Below are 20,850 nucleotides of genomic sequence, written 5' to 3' on the forward strand. Positions count from 1 at the left end.
CCATACCAATTTCATAAAGAAAATCAGCCAAATCTTCCGGTGATATAATCTTCTGTCTTTTTGTTCTTCGGAACAGCAAACAGCTCCTCTGTGTCGCCGAATTCCACCACTTCACCCAGAAGGAAAAAGGCCGTTTTATCGGAAATTCGAGCAGCCTGCTGCATGTTATGGGTTACCATGATGATTGTATAATCCTTTTTCAATTCTAGGGCCAAATCTTCAATCTTGGAGGTGGATATGGGGTCTAAAGCAGAGGTTGGTTCATCCATCAGCAGCACTTCTGGTTCTACCGCCAAAGCCCTGGCGATGCAAAGCCGCTGTTGCTGCCCTCCAGACAAGCCTAAAGCACTCTTCTTGAGCCGATCCTTGACTTCATCCCAAATAGCTGCATCCCGCAGTGATTTTTCTACCAATTCGGCCAGCCTGCCTCCAGACTTAATCCCATGGGTTCTTGGACCAAAGGCCACATTATCAAAAATGCTCATGGGAAAAGGATTGGGCTTTTGAAACACCATTCCTACTCGCTTCCGCAGGAGATTGATGTCCATACTGCCGTAGATATCCTGTTCATCCAGCAGCACCTCTCCGGTTATGCGGCAACCCTCTACCAAATCATTCATTCGATTCAGAGACTTCAGCAAGGTGGATTTTCCACAGCCACTAGGCCCGATAAAGGCCGTAATCTCCTTTTCCGGAAGTGTCAGATTGACATCTTTTAGGGCCTTAAAATCGCCATAATACAGGTCCAAATCTTTTACTTTTATTTTATCCATTATTTCATCCTCTTCTCTATGTGTCAACGGGCAGTAATACGCTTAGCAATGAATCCAGATAGGGTGTTGATGGCAATGACGATGACTAACAACACTACTGCGGTGGCATAGGACTGATTCATGTACAGGCCTTCACTGGATAGGGCGTACATGTGTACGGCCAGAGTTCGGCCTGAACTCAAAAGACTTTCAGGAATATCAGCCACCGTTCCAGCGGTATAAATTAGCGCCGCTGTCTCTCCTACAATTCGCCCAGTACCCAAGATGACTCCAGCCAAAATGCCGGGTACTGCCGTTGGGAGCACGATGACGAATACCGTCCGCAGCTTTCCTGCGCCTAGGCCAAAACTGCCTTCCCTAAAGGAATCCGGTACCGACTTCAAGGCTTCCTCCGTGGTACGCATAATCAGAGGCAAGATCATGATAGCTAAAGTGAACGCTCCTGCTAAAATAGAATATCCCCAGCCCAGCGCTGTTACAAAGAACAACAAGCCGAACAAGCCATACACAATAGAAGGAATCCCGGCCAAAGTCTCTGCCGTAAGTCGAATTATATTAACAAATTTATTTCCCCGCTTAGCATATTCAACCAGAAAAATAGCAGAAAATATCCCCAGGGGCGCAGCAATCAACAAGGAGAAAAAGGTCATGATCACGGTATTTATTAGCGCTGGCATCAGGGATACGTTTTCCGTATTATAGTTTAGAGCAAAGAGACCGGGATCTAAGTGGGGAATACCTTTCAGCAGAATATAACCCACTAGACAGATGAGCACACCAAAGGTGAGGATTCCTGCCCCTATAACTAAGAGAAACAAGCCGAAGGACAGGGGATTTCTCAGATACGCTTTCATCTTTTCTCTGTTGCTGACCTTATTGATGGCTTCCTTGTCAGGACTCGACGATGAGAACTGTTTAATTGCCTCCATTTAGATTCCTCCTGTTCAAAAGAGATACGGACAAGTTAATGATAAGTATAAAAACGAACAGCACCACAGCTGTCGCAATGAGGGCCTCCCGATGAAGACCTGCCGCATAGCCCATCTCAATAACGATGTTGGTGGTCATAGTCCGGACGCCCTTGAAAATACCTGCGGGCATTCTGGCTTGGTTTCCCGCTACCATCATCACCGCCATGGTTTCACCGATGGCTCGTCCGATACCTAAAACGATGCCGGCGATGATTCCCGATTTAGCTGCTGGCAGCACCACCCAGAAGATGCTTCGCTCGTGAGTGGCTCCTAGGGCCAAGGCCCCCTCATAATAAGATTCCGGGACGGTTCGGATGGCAGATTCGCTGACACCGATTATGGTTGGCAAGATCATGATGCCCAGTAAAAGGGAGGCCGTAAGCATGCTGCTCCCGTTGCCATCAAAATTGTCTCGGATAAAAGGAACCAGTACCACCAATCCAAAGAAACCATAAACAATGGAAGGAATACCTGCCAGCAACTCCGTAGCAGCTTTCAATGGCTTGTAGATTGGCTTCGGGCAAAACCGGGCCATGAATACCGCTGTCAGCAGTCCGATAGGCACGCCGATAACAATAGCGCCTGCGGTTACATAGATGCTCCCTAAAATCATCGGGAATATGCCATAAATATCGTTGGATGGCTTCCACTTTTCCCCTAATAGGAAGGATGCTGCTCCAATCTCATTTATGGCTGGTATGCCGTTTGTAAATAGAAAGATACATATCAAAGCAACTGCCAGCACCGAAGTGCAAGCAGCTGCAAAGAATACGCCTCTCATAAAAGTTTCTTTTGCGTTTCTCATTTTATTCTACGACCTCTGAGTCTACAACCTCTGACCAGTTCGTCACTTCACCGACAAAGATGGCTTTTACCTGATCCGGTGTCAGTTCATCCACTGTGCTTTCCTTGTTGACGATAACCGCGATGCCGTCCATAGCGATGGCAGTGGCTTTAAGCCCTGCTTCCAATTCAGTATCCTTCAATTCTCTGGATGCCATGCCGATGTCACAAATTCCATCAATAGCGGAAGTCATACCCGTGGTGGAATCACTCTGCTGGATTTCAATAGACGCATTTGTATTAACTGCCAAGTAAGCTTCTTTCAGCTTTTCCATAACTGGCGTAACAGAGGAGGAACCTGCTACAACAATCTTGCCTTCTGGCATAGTGCCGGCATAGGCCGCGGAATCGCTGACGGAGATATATCCATTGCCTTCGATGACCTTCTGACCTTCTGCACTCATGATGTAGTCAATGAAGTCCTGAGCCACTTCGCTAACCCCATCCTTGGTAGCGATGTTGAAAGGTCTGGCGATTTTGTAGGTGCCATTTTTGATTACTTCCTTGCTCGGAGCAACCCCATCAATCTTTACTGCCTTAACTGTATCATTCAGAGAGCCTAAGGAAATGTATCCGATGGCGTATGGATCGCCGGATACGCTGGTCATCATGACAGAGGTATTATTGGTAATATTGGCTTCTTCCGTGGTATTGTCCACTTTTTCACCGGCATCATTTTTTTCTTCAATGCCAAAGAGTTCGATAAACGCCCCTCTGGTGCCGGATCCATCTTCTCTGGATATAACGGAAATATCGTGGTCAAAATCCGCCTCACCATTTTCTGCTTCTTTGCTGCCACATCCTGCAAAACTTCCTGCAATCAATACAGCCACCGCAGTACATGCCATTAATTTCTTCAATCCTTTTTTCATCACACGTTCTCCTTTGCCAACCTTTTTTAATCACATTCATTTGTGAATACTCTTATTTTGTCTACATTCACATAGTATATGCGTCGTGTTAAATCAACAAGCAGGCTGTGGTAAAAGGTCTGTAAAGTCATGTTAAATATATGTAAAATCTCAGGCAATTTGGCGGCTATGGCTCTAGTTTTCACCATTTCCAACAATTTAAACTGCTTGCTTTCTATTTATGTTATTACTATAATGTAAATAGAAATTTGAATGAATTAGTAAACAACTCTTTTTGGCTGTTATCCTAATAATATCTATTATTTCGATTGTCCATAAACAAAAATTGTTTATACAGCGGATAAGAAAACGGCTTATAAAAGTTAGGAGGGCGAGCATCCCATGAATCAAGAAATCCAACAGCTGTCCCAAATTATTCAGGATAGCCAGAATATAGTATTCTTTGGTGGAGCAGGTGTTTCCACTGAAAGCAACATCCCTGATTTTCGCTCAGAGAGCGGACTGTATCAGGCGGTAAGCCAGTACGGTCATCCACCTGAAACCATGCTTTCCCGCAGTTTTTTCGACGGGCATCTGGATACCTTCTACGATTATTATAAAAATAACCTGATTTACACAGAAGCAAAGCCCAATGACGCCCACCTAGCCTTGGCTAGACTGGAAGCCGCAGGCAAGTTGAAAGCAGTGGTTACTCAAAACATCGACGGCCTCCATCAGTTGGCTGGCAGCAAGACGGTCTTTGAACTCCACGGCTCTGTCCTGCGAAATAACTGCATGGCATGTGGTGCCCCTTATGACCTGGCGTACATCATGGATCCAGCCCACTGCAAAGACAATCCGGAGGAGAAAAGGCAAATTCCTTTGTGCGAAAAGTGCGGCGGTATTGTCAAGCCGGACGTCGTTCTTTATGAAGAATGTTTGAATGACCAGGTAATGGAAGGTGCCATATCGGCCATCGCCCAAGCTGACACGTTAATTGTAGGCGGCACCTCTCTAGTAGTATATCCTGCTGCGGGGCTGATTAACTATTTTCACGGAAACCACCTGGTTCTCATCAACAAGTCTGAGACCTCTTACGACCGCAAGGCTGATTTAGTTATCTATGATGCCATCGGCAAAGTTCTCCGGGAAGCTACAAAAAAATATTCTTTTATTTAATATCTGACATTCTTTAGCATTCATCTATTTATCACCCTTGACAGGAAAAAGGATAAGTAGTAATATGAACATGCAACTAAATACATATTTTATGTTCCGTCAAAAAATGTTGACGGCTAAGAGGGAAGCAGGTAAGAGTCCTGCGCGGTCCCGCCGCTGTAAGCGAGGAGCCACCACCCTGTTCCACAAAGGAAGATCACTGAAGCGTCCGCTTTGGGAAGATCGGGTGACGGTGTTGATACGCAAGCCAGAAGACCTGCATAAAGTTCCATGTAATCCGAAGGGTAATCGGTTTATATTTTTATTGTGTCTTACAGAAAAACGGGCTGTAGCTTTTTGCTACAGCTTTTTTTATTGCAAATTCGCCTGTGAGATGCAGCCGGGGCGTAGCCCCATTCACGTTTTAACAAGATGACGTCTGAGGTAAACAAATGGAAGCACACATGACACTAAAAAACGAGACGAACAAACCTCACCAGCACGGACACCGCCACCAGAAGCACCGCAAGATTGGGCACAAGCACGGAGAAGGTTCCTCCATCGACTTTTATGCGTATCTCTCCGAGATACGTCATTGGAACCCCGGGTTTAAAGTGTCACTCTCCGCATTGACATTGATTTTGACCATCGGTTTAAACAACCCTTGGGTATCCTTGTCTGTCATTGCCGCTATGGCCTATGTGACCGTAGTGAAGGGACGACTTCCTCTTCACGCTTACCTGTCGATTCTAACCATTCCCATCGCATTTATCCTGCTGGGAACAATTATGATTGGCATTGATTTTGCGCTGAAGCCGGTGAGCCAGTTCAACCTTCATCTAGGTTTTTTCTACATAGTGACATCCTGGGAACGAATCCAGACTATGTGTTTTTTAATCCTCAAGGTCTTTGCCGCGGTCAGCGCCATGGAGATGATGGCTTTATCCACCCCATCCTCCGAGATTATCTGCGTACTCCAAAAAGTCCGCGTGCCAAAGCTGTTTACCGAGTTGATGATGATGACTTATCGGTATATCTTCATCCTGATTGACGTCAATATCCATATCAGAAATTCTGCGGACTCTCGCTTGGGTTTCTGCGATTTGAAAACTTCCTGGAATACATTTGGAAAAGTTGCAAGCAATATGCTGATCGTTTCACTGAAAAAGTCCAGCGCCTATTACGACGCCATGGAAGCCAGATGCTACGACGGAGAGTTTATCATCCTGGAAGAACCGCGGCCAATCCGCACCAGCCAGGTAATCCCAGCTATAATTTTTATCTTTTTTCTCTTCGGGCTATGGGTCATGTCAAGATAGGAGGCCGCTTATGAAGGAGCCGATTTTACAAATTCAGGATTTACATTATTGTTACGGAAACGGGAAGACGGCTTTAAACGGCATCAGCCTGGATATCTATCCAGGTGAAAAAATTGCCGTGGTAGGTTCCAACGGAGCTGGAAAGTCTACTTTTTTCCTCAACACCAACGGAGTTCTTACACCAGACGATGGTCAGATTTTTTACCGTGGACTGCCCATTACAAAGAAAAATTTAAAGGAACTGCGGAAAAACATTGGCATTGTCTTTCAGGACGCGGACAACCAAATCATCGCTTCTACGGTCCTGGCCGAAGTAGCTTTTGGGCCGATGAACCTCAAGCTAAGCAGGGAAGAGGTCTTGGAACGGGTGGAAGAAGCCTTGGCTTATATGAATATTCTTGAATTTAAAGAACGGCCGCCCCATTACCTGAGTGGCGGCGAAAAAAAACGCGTCAGCATTGCCGACATCATCGCTATGAGATCGGAAATTATCATCTTTGATGAACCTACGGCAGGGCTGGATCCCCTTAACGCAGCAATGCTGGAGGAGGTATTGGAAAAGCTTTCCTCCGAGGGAAAGACCATGTTAATCTCCACCCACGACGTAGACTTTGTCTACCGCTGGGCTGAGCGCATGATCGTTTTCAACCAAGGGCAAATCATCGCCGATGGATCACCCCTGAAAATTTTTCAGGACATGGCCATCCTGGAGCAAGCCAATTTAAAACAGCCTATGCTGTTAAAGATTTACGACTTGCTGGTGGAACAGTCTCTGGTAGGCGACGAGCAGCGCTACCCTGCCACGTTTCAGGAATTGCAGAAAGTCATTCAAAGATAAAAGAGAAAAGGAGAGACCTATGAAAAAAATGACTATGAAAGAAAAGAAACTAATTTTAGGCACTGCTGTTGCTGCTTTATTTCTCGGCATAGCACCGTCAGCCAGCGCCATGCACATTATGGAGGGCTATCTGCCTCCTACCTTTTGCATCGTATGGGGTGTAATCTGCCTGCCGTTTTTAGTGGCAGGTTTCCTATCCATCAAACGGACCTTAGCAGACAACCGCAGAAATATTACCATGATTGCCATGGCAGCGGCTTTCGTGTTCGTGCTGTCTTCCTTGAAGATTCCGTCAGTGACAGGCAGCTGCTCTCACATGACAGGTACTGGACTAGGTGCCATCTTGCTCGGACCTAGCGCAGTCAGCATCCTGGGCATTATCGTATTGATATTCCAGGCCATTTTGTTAGCTCATGGTGGTCTGACCACTCTGGGAGCCAACACCTTCTCCATGGCCATTGCCGGTCCTTTCGTTTCCTTCGGTATCTATGCCCTGTGCAAGAAGCTAAAGGTAAACAAGAGCGTGGGCATCTTTTTGGCAGCCTCCATCGGCGACCTGTTTACCTACTGTGTAACCAGTTTCCAGCTGACCATGGCGTACCCGTCTCCAACCGGCGGATATATGGCTTCCCTCTTAAAGTTCCTGGCGGTTTTCGCCCCTACTCAGGTTCCTCTAGCCATCATTGAGGGTATCCTGACGGTGGTTATCGTCATGGGTCTTGAGACTTACGCTAAACCAGAATTAAACGCTTTAAAGTTTGCAGTTGGAGGTGACACAAAATAATGAAGACGAGATCAAAGGTTATCATTTTACTAATAATTGTTTTTCTAATCGCTATTGTTCCCCTATTCGCCTTAAAAGGTGCTGAATTTGGTGGTTCTGACGATGCCGGTGGAGAGGCGATCTCTACGATTATGGGTGAAGAATATACCCCATGGTTTACACCGGTATTAGAGACCGCTATCGGGGGTGAAATCCCAGGAGAAGTGGAAAGTTTGGTATTCTGCCTTCAGACGGGTATCGGCGTAGGCGTCATCGCCTTTGTCATGGGCCGACTGGTAGAACGCTCCAAGCAGGAGAAAAAGAACGGCAAAAATACCCATTAAGTACATTCACGCGAGAATCACATTTACGCATACAAAAGAAGAAGACCATGGCTCTTTCAGGGCCATGGTCTTCTTTTATTTTCAATCAGTGATACACTCCAGCAATCTGAACCTTTAAGATATTAGTCGTGCCAGATATGCCGATTGGTACTCCCGCAGTCAGCACCACGATTTCACCGTTTTCTACATAACCGGCTTTACTGGCGGCAGCTACTGCTGAGTTGAAGAGATCCCGGGTGTTTTGGTATTCGGGAATGATTAAGGGCTGCACACCCCACGCCAGGTTCAGCTGTCGCCATACGCAGGCGTTGCTGGTGCAGCCGATGATGGGACTGCCTGGCCGGTAGCGGGAAATCATGTGGGCTGTCCGTCCAGAAGCGGTCACTGTGATAATGGCTGCTGCATTTAAATCCATGGAAGTAGTACAAGTCGCATGAGAAATAGCCGTAGTCACATCGGGCTTATCAAATTCTCGGATTTGAGCAAATCGGCTCTTGTAGTTAATATCTTCTTCTGCCCGTTCGGCAATCCGCACCATGGTCTGCAAGGCCTCTACCGGATAGGCCCCTGCTGCCGTCTCCCCCGAAAGCATGATGGCACTGGTTCCGTCATAGATTGCGTTGGCTACATCAGTGGCTTCCGCTCTCGTAGGCCTTGGATTCTTCATCATCGAATCCAGCATCTGCGTAGCAGTAATAACAATCTTTCCTTCTGCGATGCACTTTTTAATAATAAGCTTTTGCAGTACCGGGACATCCTCCAATGGAATCTCTACGCCCATGTCTCCTCTGGCCACCATGATTCCGTCAGCAATTTCAATAATCTTATCAACGTTATCTACGCCTTGCATATTTTCAATCTTAGCAATAATCTTAATAGTATCGCACTGCTGCTGGCTCAAAATATCTTTGATAGCTTGGACATCTTCGGCTGTGCGAACAAAAGATGCCGCTATAAAGTCTACATCCTGTTCCACACCGAAAAGAATATCCTCATAATCTCGCTGGCTGATAAACGGCATGGATAAATTGGAATTGGGCACATTGACCCCTTTATTATTGGATACCGCTCCGCCGTTTTCTACTTCACAGAGAATATCCGTTTCTCCTACCTCTAAGACCTTCAGTTCAATAAGCCCATCGTCGATAAGAATTATCATGCCCTGGTGGACATCCTTTGGCAAGTCAGCATAAGTAATGCTGGCTATATGCTGGTCGCCCATCATCTGCCGGGTGGTCAAGGTGAACTGCTGTCCCCTTTCTAGGAATATTTTGTCGTTTTCAAACTGACGAACCCGAATCTCCGGTCCCTTTGTATCTAATATGGTGGCAACAGGCAGTCCCAGCTCATCCCGCATCTGGCGGATTCTCTGCAACGTCTTCCCATGCTGCTGGTGATCTCCGTGAGAGAAATTTAATCTTGCCGCATTCATTCCCTCTACCATAAGCTTTCTCAAGGTTTCATCATCTGTGGTCGAAGGGCCCAAGGTACAAATTATCTTTGTTTTTCTCATTGCTATCACCTTTCCTTTTCCTCATAAGCGCCATAGGCTCATACTTTTCATATTGTCTGTATACACGTAGTTTACCACAGTATTCCATTCCTTACTACATACCTTTTGGCTAAAATTTCTTCCTCCAGCAAAGTCCCCGGTCCATCGGTCAAAAAACGCTTTACCTTGGATTTAACATCTTCCTTCCATTGCCTGCTAGTTTCTTGGTTCACCGCCTCCAGCAATTTCTGGTCCAGCACTTCCTTACTATAGACAATAGCAGGATCCAATTCAAAGGCGGCCGCCGCTGCATCGGCCTCCTCCAGCCTCTCTCCGGCAAATTGACCTCGGAGAAACGTATATTTCTTCCCCGAAAAAGCACCAAAAGCTTTCATGGTATCCAAATAACCCAGCCGTAAAATCCGTTTGACATTTTCCGGCTCAAAGGCCCAAAACTTACCTAAGTTCCATGCGGAGGCAATGATTGTCAGTCGGGGCGAATCCTTCCAGGTCGCTTTTCTCAACAGGCCGATGGCTTCCAGATCTACCGCTATTACATGCTCGGCGCCCTTTTCTAAAGCCATTTCCACCGGCAAATTATCAAAGTACGCCCCATCAATAAACTTCTTATTATCAATCTCGTAGGGTTGTATAATGGGGAAGCAAGCCGCGCTGGCTAAAATATAGTCCAGCAGCTCTCCTTCCGGCATGTCCGCCAAAAACGTGCAATGCTCCTTAAAAGAGGGAAATTCTACAGTCACCAGGCCGTATTCCACCGGCCCCCTGCGTATAACATCTTCTTTTATATACCGCTCTAAGATTTGGCGCAGCTCCTCCCGCTCTGTCAACTCTGTTATCGTACTCTCTTTAATTTCGCTCCAGCTGCTCTTGGCTGCTTCAAAATCGTTTTGTGCTACCAAAGCGCCGTTCACCGCACCGATAGACGTCCCCGTCACAATATGGATATCCACTCCCAATTCATTCAGTGCCTGCCACACACCGATTTCGTAGGCTCCCTTGGCGCCTCCGCCACCCAAGACCAGTGCTGTCTTCCCTGTCCCCATTCCTGTATCCTCCTGTAAAAGCCTGCGAGCCGGTCTTGCCGTCTGCCGACATTAGGTTGTGCAAATTTCCAAAATATATGTTTTGAACATTCGTTCTTTTTATGTTATAATGAACTCTATAAATGATTAACATAAACGCAAGATACCATCTTGTAAAGATAGCATAACCGGAATGACCGACCAAGGCAATATTTTTAAGAAATATTTTATGTCAGCAGGCTTGCCCCGCGGCCCATTCATTCAAATTCGGAGGAAACAACCTATGGACAGCTCCCTGATGAACAAGCTAAAAATTTTAGCCGACAGTGCCAAATACGATGTCTCCTGCTCCAGCAGCGGGGTAGAGCGGAAAAATTCTGGCCGCCGGGGAAGTGCGTCCAATGCAGGCATCTGTCATTCCTGGTCTGCTGACGGCCGCTGCATCTCTTTACTGAAGGTGCTGTTTACCAACAAGTGTGCTTACGATTGTCAGTACTGTACCAACCGCCGCAGCGTAGATGTACAGCGAGCTAGTTTTGAGCCTGCTGAGCTGGCTGAGCTGACGATGGAATTCTATCGGCGGAACTACATCGAGGGTCTGTTTCTCAGCTCGGCTGTGGAAGTCTCCCCCGACTACACCGCCGAGCGAATCCTTCAATGTCTGTCCATGCTGCGATACGACTACGGTTTTGCCGGCTATATTCACGCCAAGATTATTCCCGGCGTATCCCAGGAGTTGACTCACGCCATCGGACTAGTAGCAGATCGGCTCAGTGTCAACATTGAGCTGCCTACCGAAGCCAGCCTCCAGCGGCTGGCTCCTCAGAAAAAGGCCAAAGCGATTTTTACCCCCATGACGCAGATCACCAATACCTTGATTCAGCAGCGTTCCCTTAAAGGCCCCGGTACGATGTTCAAAGGGGAAAACCTCAACGACTCCCTGCACTATCTCCATCCAGAAGGAAAAACCCTGGTTCCTACAGCCGGAGCACAGGTTCACTTGGGGGAAGGCAGCCTGTACCAGATGAGTAATGGCGGTGAGCATGCTCTAATACGGGAGCCTCGCTATAAATACAAGGAAAAGTTTTGCCCTGCTGGTCAGACTACCCAGATGATCATTGGGGCAGGCACGGAAACGGACCGGCAGATTGTTAAGACCTCTGAAAGCTTGTACCGTTCCTTCAAGATGAAACGAGTATATTTTAGTGCCTACATTCCCATCAGCGATTCCCCCTTGCTTCCCTCCGTATTCACCGCCCCGCCGCTGACACGAGAGCATCGGCTCTATCAGGCAGACTGGCTTCTGCGGTTCTATGGCTTTACTGCTGAAGAGATGTTCACCGAATCAGAACCCAACCTGGATTTGGAGTTAGATCCTAAGATTACCTGGGCCCTGCGCAACATCCAGCTCTTCCCCATTGAGGTCAACAAGGCCTCCATGGAAGAGCTTCTGCGTATACCTGGATTGGGAACCGTATCCGCCCTGCGCATTCTTCGCCAGCGAAAAGTCTCTGCGGTCAAGTACGATGACCTCAAAAAAATGGGCGTAGTCCTCAAGCGAGCTCGATTTTTCCTGACTTGCTCCGGCAAATATTACGGAGAAAAAGAGCTATCTCCGGAGTATGTAAGGAGTAAGGTCCTGGAATCAGACCGCATAAAGAGCCAACTGCTGCCCCCAAAGGAGGACTCCCAGCTGTCCATGTTCACCCCCGGCAGCTTTCGACTGGAAGCTCCGGATTCTCTTCATCCCAATACCCCACAAAGGAGGCTGAAAACAGATGGTGGATTACTTATATGACGGCAGCTTTGAAGGATTTCTAACCTGCATATACTGGCACTACTACGGTGAAAAGGCCTCCGGCATCTATCCAGCTGCTCAATATCAGCCTAGCCTATTCTACGGCTTTACAGAGGTTCAAACAGAGGCAGAAAAAGCTACCCGGGTCTATGAGGCCATTGAAAAAAAGATTTCCGCTTACGACCTCCAGCGCATTTATCGGGTTTTTCTCTCCTCTGTAGAAAATCGGGAGCTGCTGCTCTTAAACTATATTCGCTTAGGCTTTAAGGAAGGCTCCAAAACCAGCCTTCTTCACGGCAATCCTTACGTCTTTCCCGTGGCGCAAGCGGAAAAGAAAATAGGCGCCGAAGTCCACCGACTTTATGGACTGCTGCGCTTCTCTGTGCTGGAAGGAGATATCCTCTATGCAGTTGTAGAACCGGATCATGACATCTTGGAGTTTATGGCAGAACACTTTTCTGACCGCTATAAACACGATCCGTTTATCCTACATGATAAACGCCGGGGTAAAGCTCTGGTGGCCCAAGGTGGCGAGTGGTATATCACAGCCTTTACCGAGGCCAATTTACCCCAATTTTCCGCTCAGGAGCAGGAATACCGAGCCCTATGGAAAAAATACTTTCAGACCATTGCCATCCAGGAGCGAACCAATCCCACCTGCCAGAAAAACTTTATGCCGGTGCGTTATTGGAAGCACCTAACAGAAATATAAAAAGGCTTCCCATATGATTTATATCGGAAGCCTTCGTTTTATTTTTTAGAGGGTTTTTATAGGCAAAGCTACACTAATTCACGCTCAATTAGATCTTGATATGACTGTCTTTTCACAATTAATCTCGCTTTCCCTTCTTTGGTCAGGACTACTGCAGGAAGCCTATTTTTGTTATAGTTTGAAGACATGGAAAAACAATATGCACCAGTGTTGAACACTGTCAATATATCGCCTCTTTCCACATTTGGTACGCATAGATTTTTAATTAATATATCTCCGGATTCACAGCATTTACCGCAGATAGTCACGTTTTTATGTCTTTCCAAATTCATTTTATTAGCAATGGCACCCTCATAGACTGCATCGTATAGGGCTGGCCGGATATTATCCGTCATTCCTCCATCTACAGAAACGTAGGTGCGGACATCCGGTATCTCTTTGATATTTCCAATGGTGTAAAGTGTAATTCCACTTTCTCCGATAAAACTTCTTCCTGGTTCGATGACCACAGATGGTCTTTTTAAATCTCTGCTGTCGAAAAATTCATAGATCAGCTTCATGACTGGTTCTAAAAAATAAGAATAAGGTTTTGGAGAATCTCCTTCGGTATAGCGGATGCCGAAGCCTCCTCCCACATTTAGCTCTTGTATTGTATAATTGTACCGTTTCCTTACTTCTTCTATTAAATCCAGTGTTTTAATGGTAGCATTTATATAGGGTTGATTGTCAAAAATCTGAGAACCTAAGTGAAAATGAAAGCCTAGAAACTCGATATATTCTGATTCTATCGCTGCTTGTATTAGCGGATAAAAAATAGAATCATTTAGTGGTACGCCAAATTTAGAATCCTTTTGACCAGTAGATATATGTGCATGTGTATCAATCTTTATCTCTGGTGTAATTCGGAATAAAATCCGGGCTTTTTTTTGCTTTTCTCTTGCAATCCGCTGGATTACCTGATAATCTGCGGGATTATCAACAATAATTCTTCCAACTTGATAATCGATTGCCATGCTGATCTCTTCTTCTGATTTATTATTTCCGTTAAATTCAATTTTTTCTGATGGAAATCCAGCAGATATACAAGTATATAGCTCCCCTCCAGATACCACATCAATACAAAATCCTTCTCTTTCTAAAATCTTACAAAGTGCAGTGGTTAAAAATGCTTTTGCAGCATAGGCCACGCGGGTATTTTCATATTGGCTTAGAAAATCTTTCTTTAATTCCTGACATTTATCTACGATGGCTGTTTCTGACATCACAAAAAGTGGTGTGCCATATTCTTTTGCCAGCTCTATCGTATCACAACCGTCGAAATATAAATTTGAGTTATGCGTTTCCAGTATCATAGTAATTTCCTTTCTTCTTGCGTAATAATACTATATTAAAGCAATTTACATGCCAACTATATCTTTCTTGTTAGAGAATGAGCAGACTACTTTTATAATTTTAGAACAATATTATATTTACTTTGCTATTATGGCCTTTGTTTGATAAAATTTATATAAATTCTAAAAAATTTTAAACAACAGTTATTACTTCGTATCAATTGGTTAGATAATTATGGAAAATATGAAGAGTCAAAATAGTATAATTCTTAACCAGCAAAATGGACTGCTGGAAGTAGGTAAGGCCCTGGTCCCATATATGAAGAGAGGCTCTAGCTATATCGTTTATGATGAGGGATACTTGCAAGACAATGACGTCATTTTATATGTTCATACTAAAGCAAGTAAGGCTGCCGCTACATGCAGAATATTATGGAACAAATTCAATATCAAGGAAAATATCATATATGAAAACCCTATTGCCTTTCTCGGGATATTTGGAAGAAATGATTCCCAAATTATTATGGTAAATGAAAAGAAAATTGATATTGATACGATTCTATGTGGTCGACAGATACAAGTACAAGCCAGCAAGAATCATGCAAAAATTACTTTAGATCAGGAAACGCTGAAGGATAATGACTGCAATGGCAAGTTAATGATTATAGATGAAAGTCGCATAAAATTTCTATCTAGTGAAAACCTTGCCGGCATCTTGGAAGGAGAACGCTTTCCGGCCTCTATTTTCTTTGGGGAAAATCAAATATCAGCTTAGACGAGATTTTTGAAAATAAAATATATGATGCGATCCTGGACATCTATAATGGAGGAAATAAAAAAATTAGGGTTCACGGAGAGGCAATCCGTATTACTGTAAAATTATATAGGCAATTTAATGAACAGATTAGAATTATCAGTATTGAAAATGAAGCGTATATTCTTAATACAATTTCTAACTATATGCAGGAGCTGGAACAATTAAGGAAGTTACAGGCCCGTGATGCCGTATTGGAAAGCTTTTCATCAAATATCAAGCACTAGGTGTAAGCAGTAATATTCTAGAAAATAAAATTTTGTTAAAAAAAGTGTCCACATCAAACATTGCAATTATGTTAACGGGTGAAAGTGGAACTGGAAAAACGTTTTTAGCACGTGAAATCCATAGAAGCAGCAGAAAAAATGAGGGTCCTTTTGTACACGTAAACTGTGCTGCCATACCTCCTGCTCTCATTGAAAGCGAACTTTTTGGTTATGCAGAAGGTGCGTTTACAGGTGCGAAAAAAGGAGGGAAAAAAGGGTACTTTGAAATGGCCCAAAACGGCACGATCTTCTTAGATGAAATTGCAGAACTGCCAATGGATCTGCAAGGTAGATTGCTGGAAGTAATACAAGAAAAAACATTTTATCGAGTTGGCGGAAACGAAAAAATTCACATTAATTGCAGATTTATAACAGCGACAAACCGGGACTTAAAACAGATGATTCATGACAGAAGCTTCAGAGAAGATCTATATTATAGAATCAACGTATTTCCAATTGACCTTTTACCACTTAGAGAAAGAATTGAAGATATTCAATTGCTCAGCAGTGTGCTTTTGCCTAAAATATGTAAAAGGTTAGAAATAGAGCCATTGATACTAAGCTCTCAAGCAATAGAGAAAATGAAGCAATATAACTGGCCTGGAAATATTCGCGAATTAGAAAATATCTTAGAAAAAGCATCTGTACTTTGTGATAATAAAATAATTTTCCCGGAGCATCTTGATCTTCCAACACCACCAGGTTCCTCTGAGATAGCGGACGGGTTTTATAGTTTAAAGGAAGAACTTGAAATGACCGAAAAAAAAATAATTTTACGAGCTCTAATCGAAAACAATTTTGAAAAGGGACGAACTGCTAAAAGTTTAAAAATCGGTCGGACAAATTTATTTGAAAAGATACGAAAGTATGAATTAGAGGAAGAAAAATGATATCAAGCAAAATAAAAACAGAATCGGAAAGATTGATGGCAAAATAGGCGTATTTTATTTGAATCTATTATCAGAAGAAAGCTGTGTGGTGGGAAATTCTGATGTGTTTGTATCCGCAGGAATTGCAAAACTTCCTATTATAGTAGAGGCTTTCAGGCAAATTGATGCAGGAATTTTGAAGAAAAACAATTCATACTATTTAAAAGAAACCGATAAAGTACCTTCTCTGGGAGCTTTGAACAATCTTCATGAATCTATAGAGCTTACTATAGAAGATCTTTACAAGCTAATGATTATCGTCAGTGATAATACAGCTACTAATATCCTAATTGAAATACTTGGAATCCATAATATCAATCACACCATGGCAGCTATGGGTTTTGATAAGACTAGGATTGAAAGAAAATTTTTTGACAAAAAGAAAGCCGCTGAGGGTTTTGAAAACAAATTTTCTCTGGTTGAGATGGGAGAACTGCTCAGGAGATTATACCATCTCCAAGTCATATCCTCTGAATTTAGTCAGGAAATTATTAATATTTTAAAAGAACAGCAGCGAAATAATATTATTCCTTATTATTTTGAAGAAGAAATGCCTATTGCCCATTTGCAGGGAGCTGATTTTAAAATTTTGCATAATATCGGTATTGTTTTTTCAGAGAACCCGTTTATTATCTGCATGGGTTCTAATGATGTGAACACAAGGAAATTAGAGAGCATTATGAGAGATATTGCCTTAATGTGTTATAATCATGCAAACAAGTAAACTATCTGTTCAAAATATCAAACACTACGTTCGGATAACCGAACACAAACAAGTAAGTCCATTATGGTTTATGCCTTTTAATGGACTTTTTTTTGTTAAAAAGGTATATAAAGAACTTTTTTCAATAGTTCAATAAAATAATATATTTGGAACGAGAATTGCATTTAAAATAAGTGAGTTAAAATATATGAGTCAAATTGGAGGAAATGAAAATGACAAATCAAACAAAAATCGACTCCCAACAGCCTTCTGGATTCCGAAAAGATATTGGGCTATTTGGTGGGTCAGCCTGGTAGCAGGTATGGTCATTGGCTCCGGAGTATATTATCTGGGGTCCTATGTGCTAGAACGGACAACGATGAATATCGGCTTAGCATTATTATGCTGGATTATTGGTGGCTTCGTATCTATTCTAGGCGGATTATGTTTTGCTGAGTTAGGTGCATCTATGCCTGTTGCCGGAGGCCAAACCGTTTATTTGAGCAGAGCATACAGTCCTGTAGTCGGCTTTATCAATGGATTTAATTTGTTTTTAATCAATGGTTCTGGATCAACTGCAGCCCTAGCGATTGCAGGAGCATCAGCGTTTGCCGGCGTCATTGGAGTAGGTGGTTGGACAGTGAAATTAATGGCCATTGCACTAATCATTATCTTTACAATCACAAATCTTTTCGGCGTAAAGGGTTCCAGTTATTTCCAAAATTTTACGATGATTTTTAGGCTTTTACCTCTGGCACTTATTATTATCTTTGGCTTGCTAATGGGTAAAGAACCCCGGATTTAAGTTTTGGATCTGCTTTTGAAGGCGTATCAGGAGTTTCAGGCGTCATTTCATTGATTGCTTTTGCAACTTTCGCAACCTTATGGGCTTACGAAGGTTGGACCAATATGAATGGGGTTGCTGAGGAATTGAAAAATCCTAAGAAGAATTTACCTCTTGCCATTATTATTTCTTTAGGAGGAATCACACTCCTATATACCATTTTTATTTTGCTATTTATAGAGTATTGCCGGTAGGGCAAATGACAAGCATGATTTCTGACGGAAATTTATACTTAGGAAGTGAAGTTGCAAAACAATTGATGGGAAATCTGGGATACTCCTTAGTGCTGGCTGGAATGATTGTTGGTGTAATCGGTACTATGAATGGAGGGATTCTAGTTTTTCCAAGATCCTACTATGCTATGTCCAAACAAGGATATTTTCCAAAGTCATTTTCTAAACTGAACAGTCAAGGAGTACCTGCAAATGCTATTATCGCTTCTTCAGCTGTAGCAATTTTTCTAGTATGTTTAAGAAATCTGGACCAACTGATTAATTTAGTAATCTTTGTCCAGGCCATTTTAAATATGCTTACCGTTATAGCAGTTCCAATATGCAGAAAAAAGTATCCGAATATTGAGCGTCCTTATCGAGTATGGGGCGGCATGCCGACAATTATTGTTACAGTAATACTTTTTGCAGTCCTATTAATTAATCAGCTTATCACAGATCCAATCAATTCTCTAATCGCTTGGTTGTTCCACTAGTTGGCGTAGTCGTTTACCTGTATTTTAAGAAAAAAAATGCAGGAATAAGTTATTCTGGTGAAGAAATAGAATAAAAAGATGTCTCGTTATAATTTGCCACACAAGCCGATTATTCGGTTTGTGTGGCTTACAAATTAAGAATGAATGTCTGGGAAGGAAGACTATGATGAATAAACGATAATAGATAGACTGAGAGAACAACAGGGAAAAATTGGTTTTTACTATAAAAACTTATCTAATGGAAAAGAGATTGCCTATCATGAAGACTTCTTGTTTCATTCAGCAAGCATAATAAAATTGCCGATATATGTTGAAATAATGAGAAGGTATTCACTTGGGCAGCTTGATTTAAAACAACGCGTGCAAGTATGTAAAGAAGACATTCTCCCAAGCTGCGGGGCAATTAACTTATTTCTGAGTGTCCCATTCTGGACATTAGAACATTATGCAATTTTATGATTGCACTAAGTGACAATACAGCTACAAACATTTTAATCAAGCAGCTAGGGGTAAATGCTTTTAATGCTGGCTTTAAGACATTCGGCCTTGAGCATACCGTGCTAGAGCGATTTTTATTTGATGAAGTTGCAGTTAATCAGGGTAAAGAAAATAAATTTATGCCAAGAGAATAGGTGTTTTGTTAGAAAAAATATATAAAAAGAATTGTTTAATAAAGAAATAGATGAAGAAATAGAAAGAACATTGCTCAATCAGCAAGTTAACTATAAAATCCCTGGAAAAATGCTGGAACAGATACCTGTTGCCCATAAAACCGGTGATGATGATGGTATCTCAAATGATGCTGGCATTGTCTATGGAGAAGAGCTTTTATTATTATTTTTGCATCGAATGAGACGGATGTGCCAAAATTTGATGACTTAATAAGAGATATTTCATATGAATTTTGTTTTGGAACAAAAGATTGATAAAGGACACAAGTATTATGAATAAGAAGATAGAATTAATCAGACTTTTGGATCTGGATGATGAATTTGTTATTGATTTAAAATATGCAACAACGGATAATTTTACAAAAAAAAATATATATGGGATTAATGAATGTTTTTAAATCCGGATACCGACAATTACTCATAGCGGCAAAGAAATTTTTAAATTAAAAGGATATTTTATCAAAGTATTAGATGCGTATAGGCCCATATGGGCACAAAAATTACTCTGGGAAATTGTGCAGGACGATAATTTTGTTGCGACACCTCCTAGTGAGGAAGACATGAAACATTGCCGACAAAGCCACCTCAATGGTATGTGCGTTGATGTCACCCTTGTTGATTCTCAAGGAAAGGAACTAGTAATGCCACACCTTTTGACTACTTTGGAGAAGCAGCCTCCTTTTCCTCGTTAAAAGGCGATTGCGAGGCAAAGGAGAATGCGAAGTTTTTAATTGATGTAATGGAAAGTGTTGGCTTTGAAAATTATGAAAAGAATGGTGGCATTTTTACGACAGACAGAATAAACCAACGCTATACATGGACTATACCTTGAAAGCTTATTAAAATTAAAGGGATTCCCTAATTCTTCTTTATCTCTTTAGAGATAAAGAAAGTGCCTGACGGAAAAGTTAGACAAATATTTTAATTAAGTAGCCTTGAGGGCTTGTGTCTGTGAAAAGCAGGCGGCAAGCCCTTTAACTTTGCTTTGATGCGGCGATTGTTGTAATAATCAATATAGTCAATAAGTTCAGCCTTGAATGTTCCATGGATTCAAATGTCTGTAAATACAGTAGTTCACTTTTCAGTAGACCAAAGAAATTTTCAATGACGGCATTGTCCAATCAATTGCCTTTGCGGCTCATACTCTGTCGGATATCCTTCGCCTTCAGCATTTGCTGGTACTGCTTGTGTGATATTGCCAGCCCTGGCCGGAATGCAAAATAAGATTTGTTCCGTCCGGAATTCTTGAAAAAGCTTTGTCCAACATCTGCGTCACCATGGACAGAACCGGACGGTCTGAGATGGAATAACTGACAATATCCCTGCTGCACAGGTCAAGAATTGGTGACAGATAAAGCTTTGGCCAATAGGCTGAATTCTTGACATCAGTCACCACTTCTGGTTCGGCTTTTCAGCCTCAAAGTTCCGTTCCAAGAGATTGAGAGCAATCTTCCACCTCACCCTTGTAAGAGCGATACTTTTTCATCCTACACGGCAAACAAGGCCGAGCTGCTTATCAAACGCTGTACCGTTTTGTGGTTTAACGAAAATCCGCGTTTGCACAGTTCTGCTGTAATACGCCGATAGCATAGCGACCTTTGTGTTCATGGTAGATTGGGCTATGACCTCTTTGTCATCTCTGTATTTGTCTGTTTTGTCAGTTGTTTTCATGGTAGTAATA

At 42.8% G+C, this 20,850-nt stretch carries 24 protein-coding genes, 2 pseudogenes and 1 riboswitch; of the genes and pseudogenes, 16 read left to right on the top strand and 10 right to left on the bottom strand.

The annotated features are described in order from the left end of the window. Nucleotides 1-23: 23 nt before the first annotated feature. Genes pstB through Ami103574_RS15515 form a run of 4 tightly spaced genes read right to left on the bottom strand, consistent with a single transcriptional unit; the run spans nucleotide 24 to nucleotide 3,459 of the window. Entirely contained in the window at nucleotides 24-773 is a 750-nt protein-coding gene (gene pstB, locus Ami103574_RS15500; protein ID WP_163067854.1) for a phosphate ABC transporter ATP-binding protein PstB, read from the bottom strand. Between the two features lie 23 nt (nucleotides 774-796). After that, on the bottom strand, nucleotides 797-1,702 hold the full coding sequence (pstA, locus tag Ami103574_RS15505; RefSeq protein WP_163067855.1) for a phosphate ABC transporter permease PstA: 906 nt from the start codon (nucleotides 1,700-1,702) through the stop codon (nucleotides 797-799). Then, entirely contained in the window at nucleotides 1,689-2,549 is an 861-nt protein-coding gene (gene pstC / locus Ami103574_RS15510; protein ID WP_163067856.1) for a phosphate ABC transporter permease subunit PstC, read from the bottom strand. The genes pstA and pstC overlap by 14 nt, the downstream gene beginning before the upstream one ends. 1 nt (nucleotide 2,550) lies before the next feature. After that, on the bottom strand, nucleotides 2,551-3,459 hold the full coding sequence (locus tag Ami103574_RS15515) for a substrate-binding domain-containing protein (RefSeq protein WP_163067857.1): 909 nt from the start codon (nucleotides 3,457-3,459) through the stop codon (nucleotides 2,551-2,553). Nucleotides 3,460-3,840: 381 nt separating this feature from the next. On the opposite strand from Ami103574_RS15515, the gene Ami103574_RS15520 reads away from it, so the two are divergent. From Ami103574_RS15520 to Ami103574_RS15540, 5 genes are all read left to right on the top strand, one after another. After that, nucleotides 3,841-4,617 carry an NAD-dependent protein deacylase gene (locus tag Ami103574_RS15520; RefSeq protein ID WP_163067858.1) on the top strand — a complete coding sequence of 259 codons (777 nt, stop codon included), beginning with the start codon at nucleotides 3,841-3,843 and terminating at the stop codon, nucleotides 4,615-4,617. Nucleotides 4,618-4,691: 74 nt separating this feature from the next. Then, nucleotides 4,692-4,895, top strand: a riboswitch (cobalamin riboswitch). A 165-nt stretch (nucleotides 4,896-5,060) separates the two neighbouring features. Then, entirely contained in the window at nucleotides 5,061-5,915 is an 855-nt protein-coding gene (gene cbiQ, locus Ami103574_RS15525) for a cobalt ECF transporter T component CbiQ (RefSeq protein WP_163067859.1), read from the top strand. Nucleotides 5,916-5,925: 10 nt separating this feature from the next. Beyond that, nucleotides 5,926-6,753, top strand: coding sequence for an energy-coupling factor ABC transporter ATP-binding protein (locus Ami103574_RS15530; RefSeq protein WP_163067860.1), 828 nt, complete (start codon nucleotides 5,926-5,928; stop codon nucleotides 6,751-6,753). 19 nt (nucleotides 6,754-6,772) lie between these two features. Continuing rightward, entirely contained in the window at nucleotides 6,773-7,537 is a 765-nt protein-coding gene (locus Ami103574_RS15535) for an energy-coupling factor ABC transporter permease (RefSeq protein ID WP_330587124.1), read from the top strand. Further along, nucleotides 7,537-7,860 carry an energy-coupling factor ABC transporter substrate-binding protein gene (locus Ami103574_RS15540; protein ID WP_330587126.1) on the top strand — a complete coding sequence of 108 codons (324 nt, stop codon included), beginning with the start codon at nucleotides 7,537-7,539 and terminating at the stop codon, nucleotides 7,858-7,860. The genes Ami103574_RS15535 and Ami103574_RS15540 overlap by 1 nt, the downstream gene beginning before the upstream one ends. Nucleotides 7,861-7,945: 85 nt before the next feature. On the opposite strand, the gene pyk is transcribed toward Ami103574_RS15540, so the two are convergent. Together pyk and Ami103574_RS15550 are read right to left on the bottom strand one after the other, a co-directional pair. After that, nucleotides 7,946-9,373 carry a pyruvate kinase gene (pyk, locus tag Ami103574_RS15545; RefSeq protein WP_163067861.1) on the bottom strand — a complete coding sequence of 476 codons (1,428 nt, stop codon included), beginning with the start codon at nucleotides 9,371-9,373 and terminating at the stop codon, nucleotides 7,946-7,948. A gap of 71 nt (nucleotides 9,374-9,444) precedes the next feature. Further along, complete coding sequence (locus Ami103574_RS15550; protein ID WP_163067862.1) at nucleotides 9,445-10,416, bottom strand: patatin-like phospholipase family protein; 972 nt, start codon at nucleotides 10,414-10,416, stop codon at nucleotides 9,445-9,447. Nucleotides 10,417-10,678: 262 nt separating this feature from the next. Between Ami103574_RS15550 and Ami103574_RS15555 the strand changes: the two genes are divergently transcribed. Further along, a complete protein-coding gene (locus Ami103574_RS15555; protein WP_163067863.1) occupies nucleotides 10,679-12,193 on the top strand; it encodes a putative DNA modification/repair radical SAM protein in 1,515 nt (504 codons plus the stop codon). Further along, a complete protein-coding gene (locus tag Ami103574_RS15560; RefSeq protein ID WP_163067864.1) occupies nucleotides 12,174-12,905 on the top strand; it encodes a TIGR03915 family putative DNA repair protein in 732 nt (243 codons plus the stop codon). The genes Ami103574_RS15555 and Ami103574_RS15560 overlap by 20 nt, the downstream gene beginning before the upstream one ends. 68 nt (nucleotides 12,906-12,973) lie before the next feature. Here Ami103574_RS15560 and lysA read toward each other — a convergent pair whose 3' ends face one another. Next, entirely contained in the window at nucleotides 12,974-14,257 is a 1,284-nt protein-coding gene (gene lysA / locus Ami103574_RS15565; RefSeq protein WP_163067865.1) for a diaminopimelate decarboxylase, read from the bottom strand. Between the two features lie 214 nt (nucleotides 14,258-14,471). On the opposite strand from lysA, the gene Ami103574_RS15570 reads away from it, so the two are divergent. The 9 genes and pseudogenes from Ami103574_RS15570 (at nucleotide 14,472) to Ami103574_RS16035 (ending at nucleotide 19,567) form a co-directional block, all read left to right on the top strand. Then, nucleotides 14,472-15,011, top strand: a complete 540-nt coding sequence (locus Ami103574_RS15570; RefSeq protein WP_163067866.1) for a hypothetical protein — start codon at nucleotides 14,472-14,474, stop codon at nucleotides 15,009-15,011. Between the two features lie 247 nt (nucleotides 15,012-15,258). Next, complete coding sequence (locus Ami103574_RS15575) at nucleotides 15,259-16,206, top strand: sigma-54 interaction domain-containing protein (RefSeq protein WP_281350956.1); 948 nt, start codon at nucleotides 15,259-15,261, stop codon at nucleotides 16,204-16,206. A 58-nt stretch (nucleotides 16,207-16,264) separates the two neighbouring features. Next, complete coding sequence (locus tag Ami103574_RS15580; protein WP_163067868.1) at nucleotides 16,265-16,969, top strand: serine hydrolase; 705 nt, start codon at nucleotides 16,265-16,267, stop codon at nucleotides 16,967-16,969. Between the two features lie 187 nt (nucleotides 16,970-17,156). Continuing rightward, a complete protein-coding gene (locus Ami103574_RS16015; RefSeq protein WP_281350932.1) occupies nucleotides 17,157-17,753 on the top strand; it encodes an amino acid permease in 597 nt (198 codons plus the stop codon). 79 nt (nucleotides 17,754-17,832) lie between these two features. Further along, nucleotides 17,833-18,498: pseudogene (locus Ami103574_RS16020) on the top strand (APC family permease); the annotation flags it as partial. 210 nt (nucleotides 18,499-18,708) lie between these two features. Next, nucleotides 18,709-18,957 carry a serine hydrolase gene (locus Ami103574_RS16210; RefSeq protein ID WP_408609109.1) on the top strand — a complete coding sequence of 83 codons (249 nt, stop codon included), beginning with the start codon at nucleotides 18,709-18,711 and terminating at the stop codon, nucleotides 18,955-18,957. Next, nucleotides 18,933-19,130, top strand: a complete 198-nt coding sequence (locus tag Ami103574_RS16025) for a serine hydrolase (protein WP_281350957.1) — start codon at nucleotides 18,933-18,935, stop codon at nucleotides 19,128-19,130. The genes Ami103574_RS16210 and Ami103574_RS16025 overlap by 25 nt, the downstream gene beginning before the upstream one ends. Before the next feature lie 31 nt (nucleotides 19,131-19,161). Beyond that, the gene (locus tag Ami103574_RS16030) at nucleotides 19,162-19,380 is read left to right on the top strand and encodes a serine hydrolase (RefSeq protein WP_163067871.1); all 219 of its coding nucleotides are present in this window, start codon (nucleotides 19,162-19,164) and stop codon (nucleotides 19,378-19,380) included. 61 nt (nucleotides 19,381-19,441) lie between these two features. Continuing rightward, nucleotides 19,442-19,567: a M15 family metallopeptidase gene (locus tag Ami103574_RS16035; protein ID WP_163067872.1), complete on the top strand. Its 126-nt coding sequence runs from the start codon at nucleotides 19,442-19,444 to the stop codon at nucleotides 19,565-19,567. A 523-nt stretch (nucleotides 19,568-20,090) separates the two neighbouring features. On the opposite strand, the pseudogene Ami103574_RS16215 reads toward Ami103574_RS16035, so the two are convergent. The 3 genes and pseudogenes from Ami103574_RS16215 to Ami103574_RS16225 form a co-directional block, all read right to left on the bottom strand. Continuing rightward, a pseudogene (locus Ami103574_RS16215) lies at nucleotides 20,091-20,290 on the bottom strand (IS3 family transposase). 44 nt (nucleotides 20,291-20,334) lie between these two features. Beyond that, the gene (locus tag Ami103574_RS16220) at nucleotides 20,335-20,565 is read right to left on the bottom strand and encodes a DDE-type integrase/transposase/recombinase (protein WP_163067874.1); all 231 of its coding nucleotides are present in this window, start codon (nucleotides 20,563-20,565) and stop codon (nucleotides 20,335-20,337) included. 91 nt (nucleotides 20,566-20,656) lie between these two features. Then, on the bottom strand, nucleotides 20,657-20,746 hold the full coding sequence (locus tag Ami103574_RS16225) for a transposase (RefSeq protein ID WP_163068041.1): 90 nt from the start codon (nucleotides 20,744-20,746) through the stop codon (nucleotides 20,657-20,659). Between the last annotated feature and the right edge of the window lie 104 nt (nucleotides 20,747-20,850).

This window comes from Aminipila butyrica (genome assembly GCF_010669305.1).
Lineage (GTDB): Bacteria > Bacillota > Clostridia > Peptostreptococcales > Anaerovoracaceae > Aminipila > Aminipila butyrica.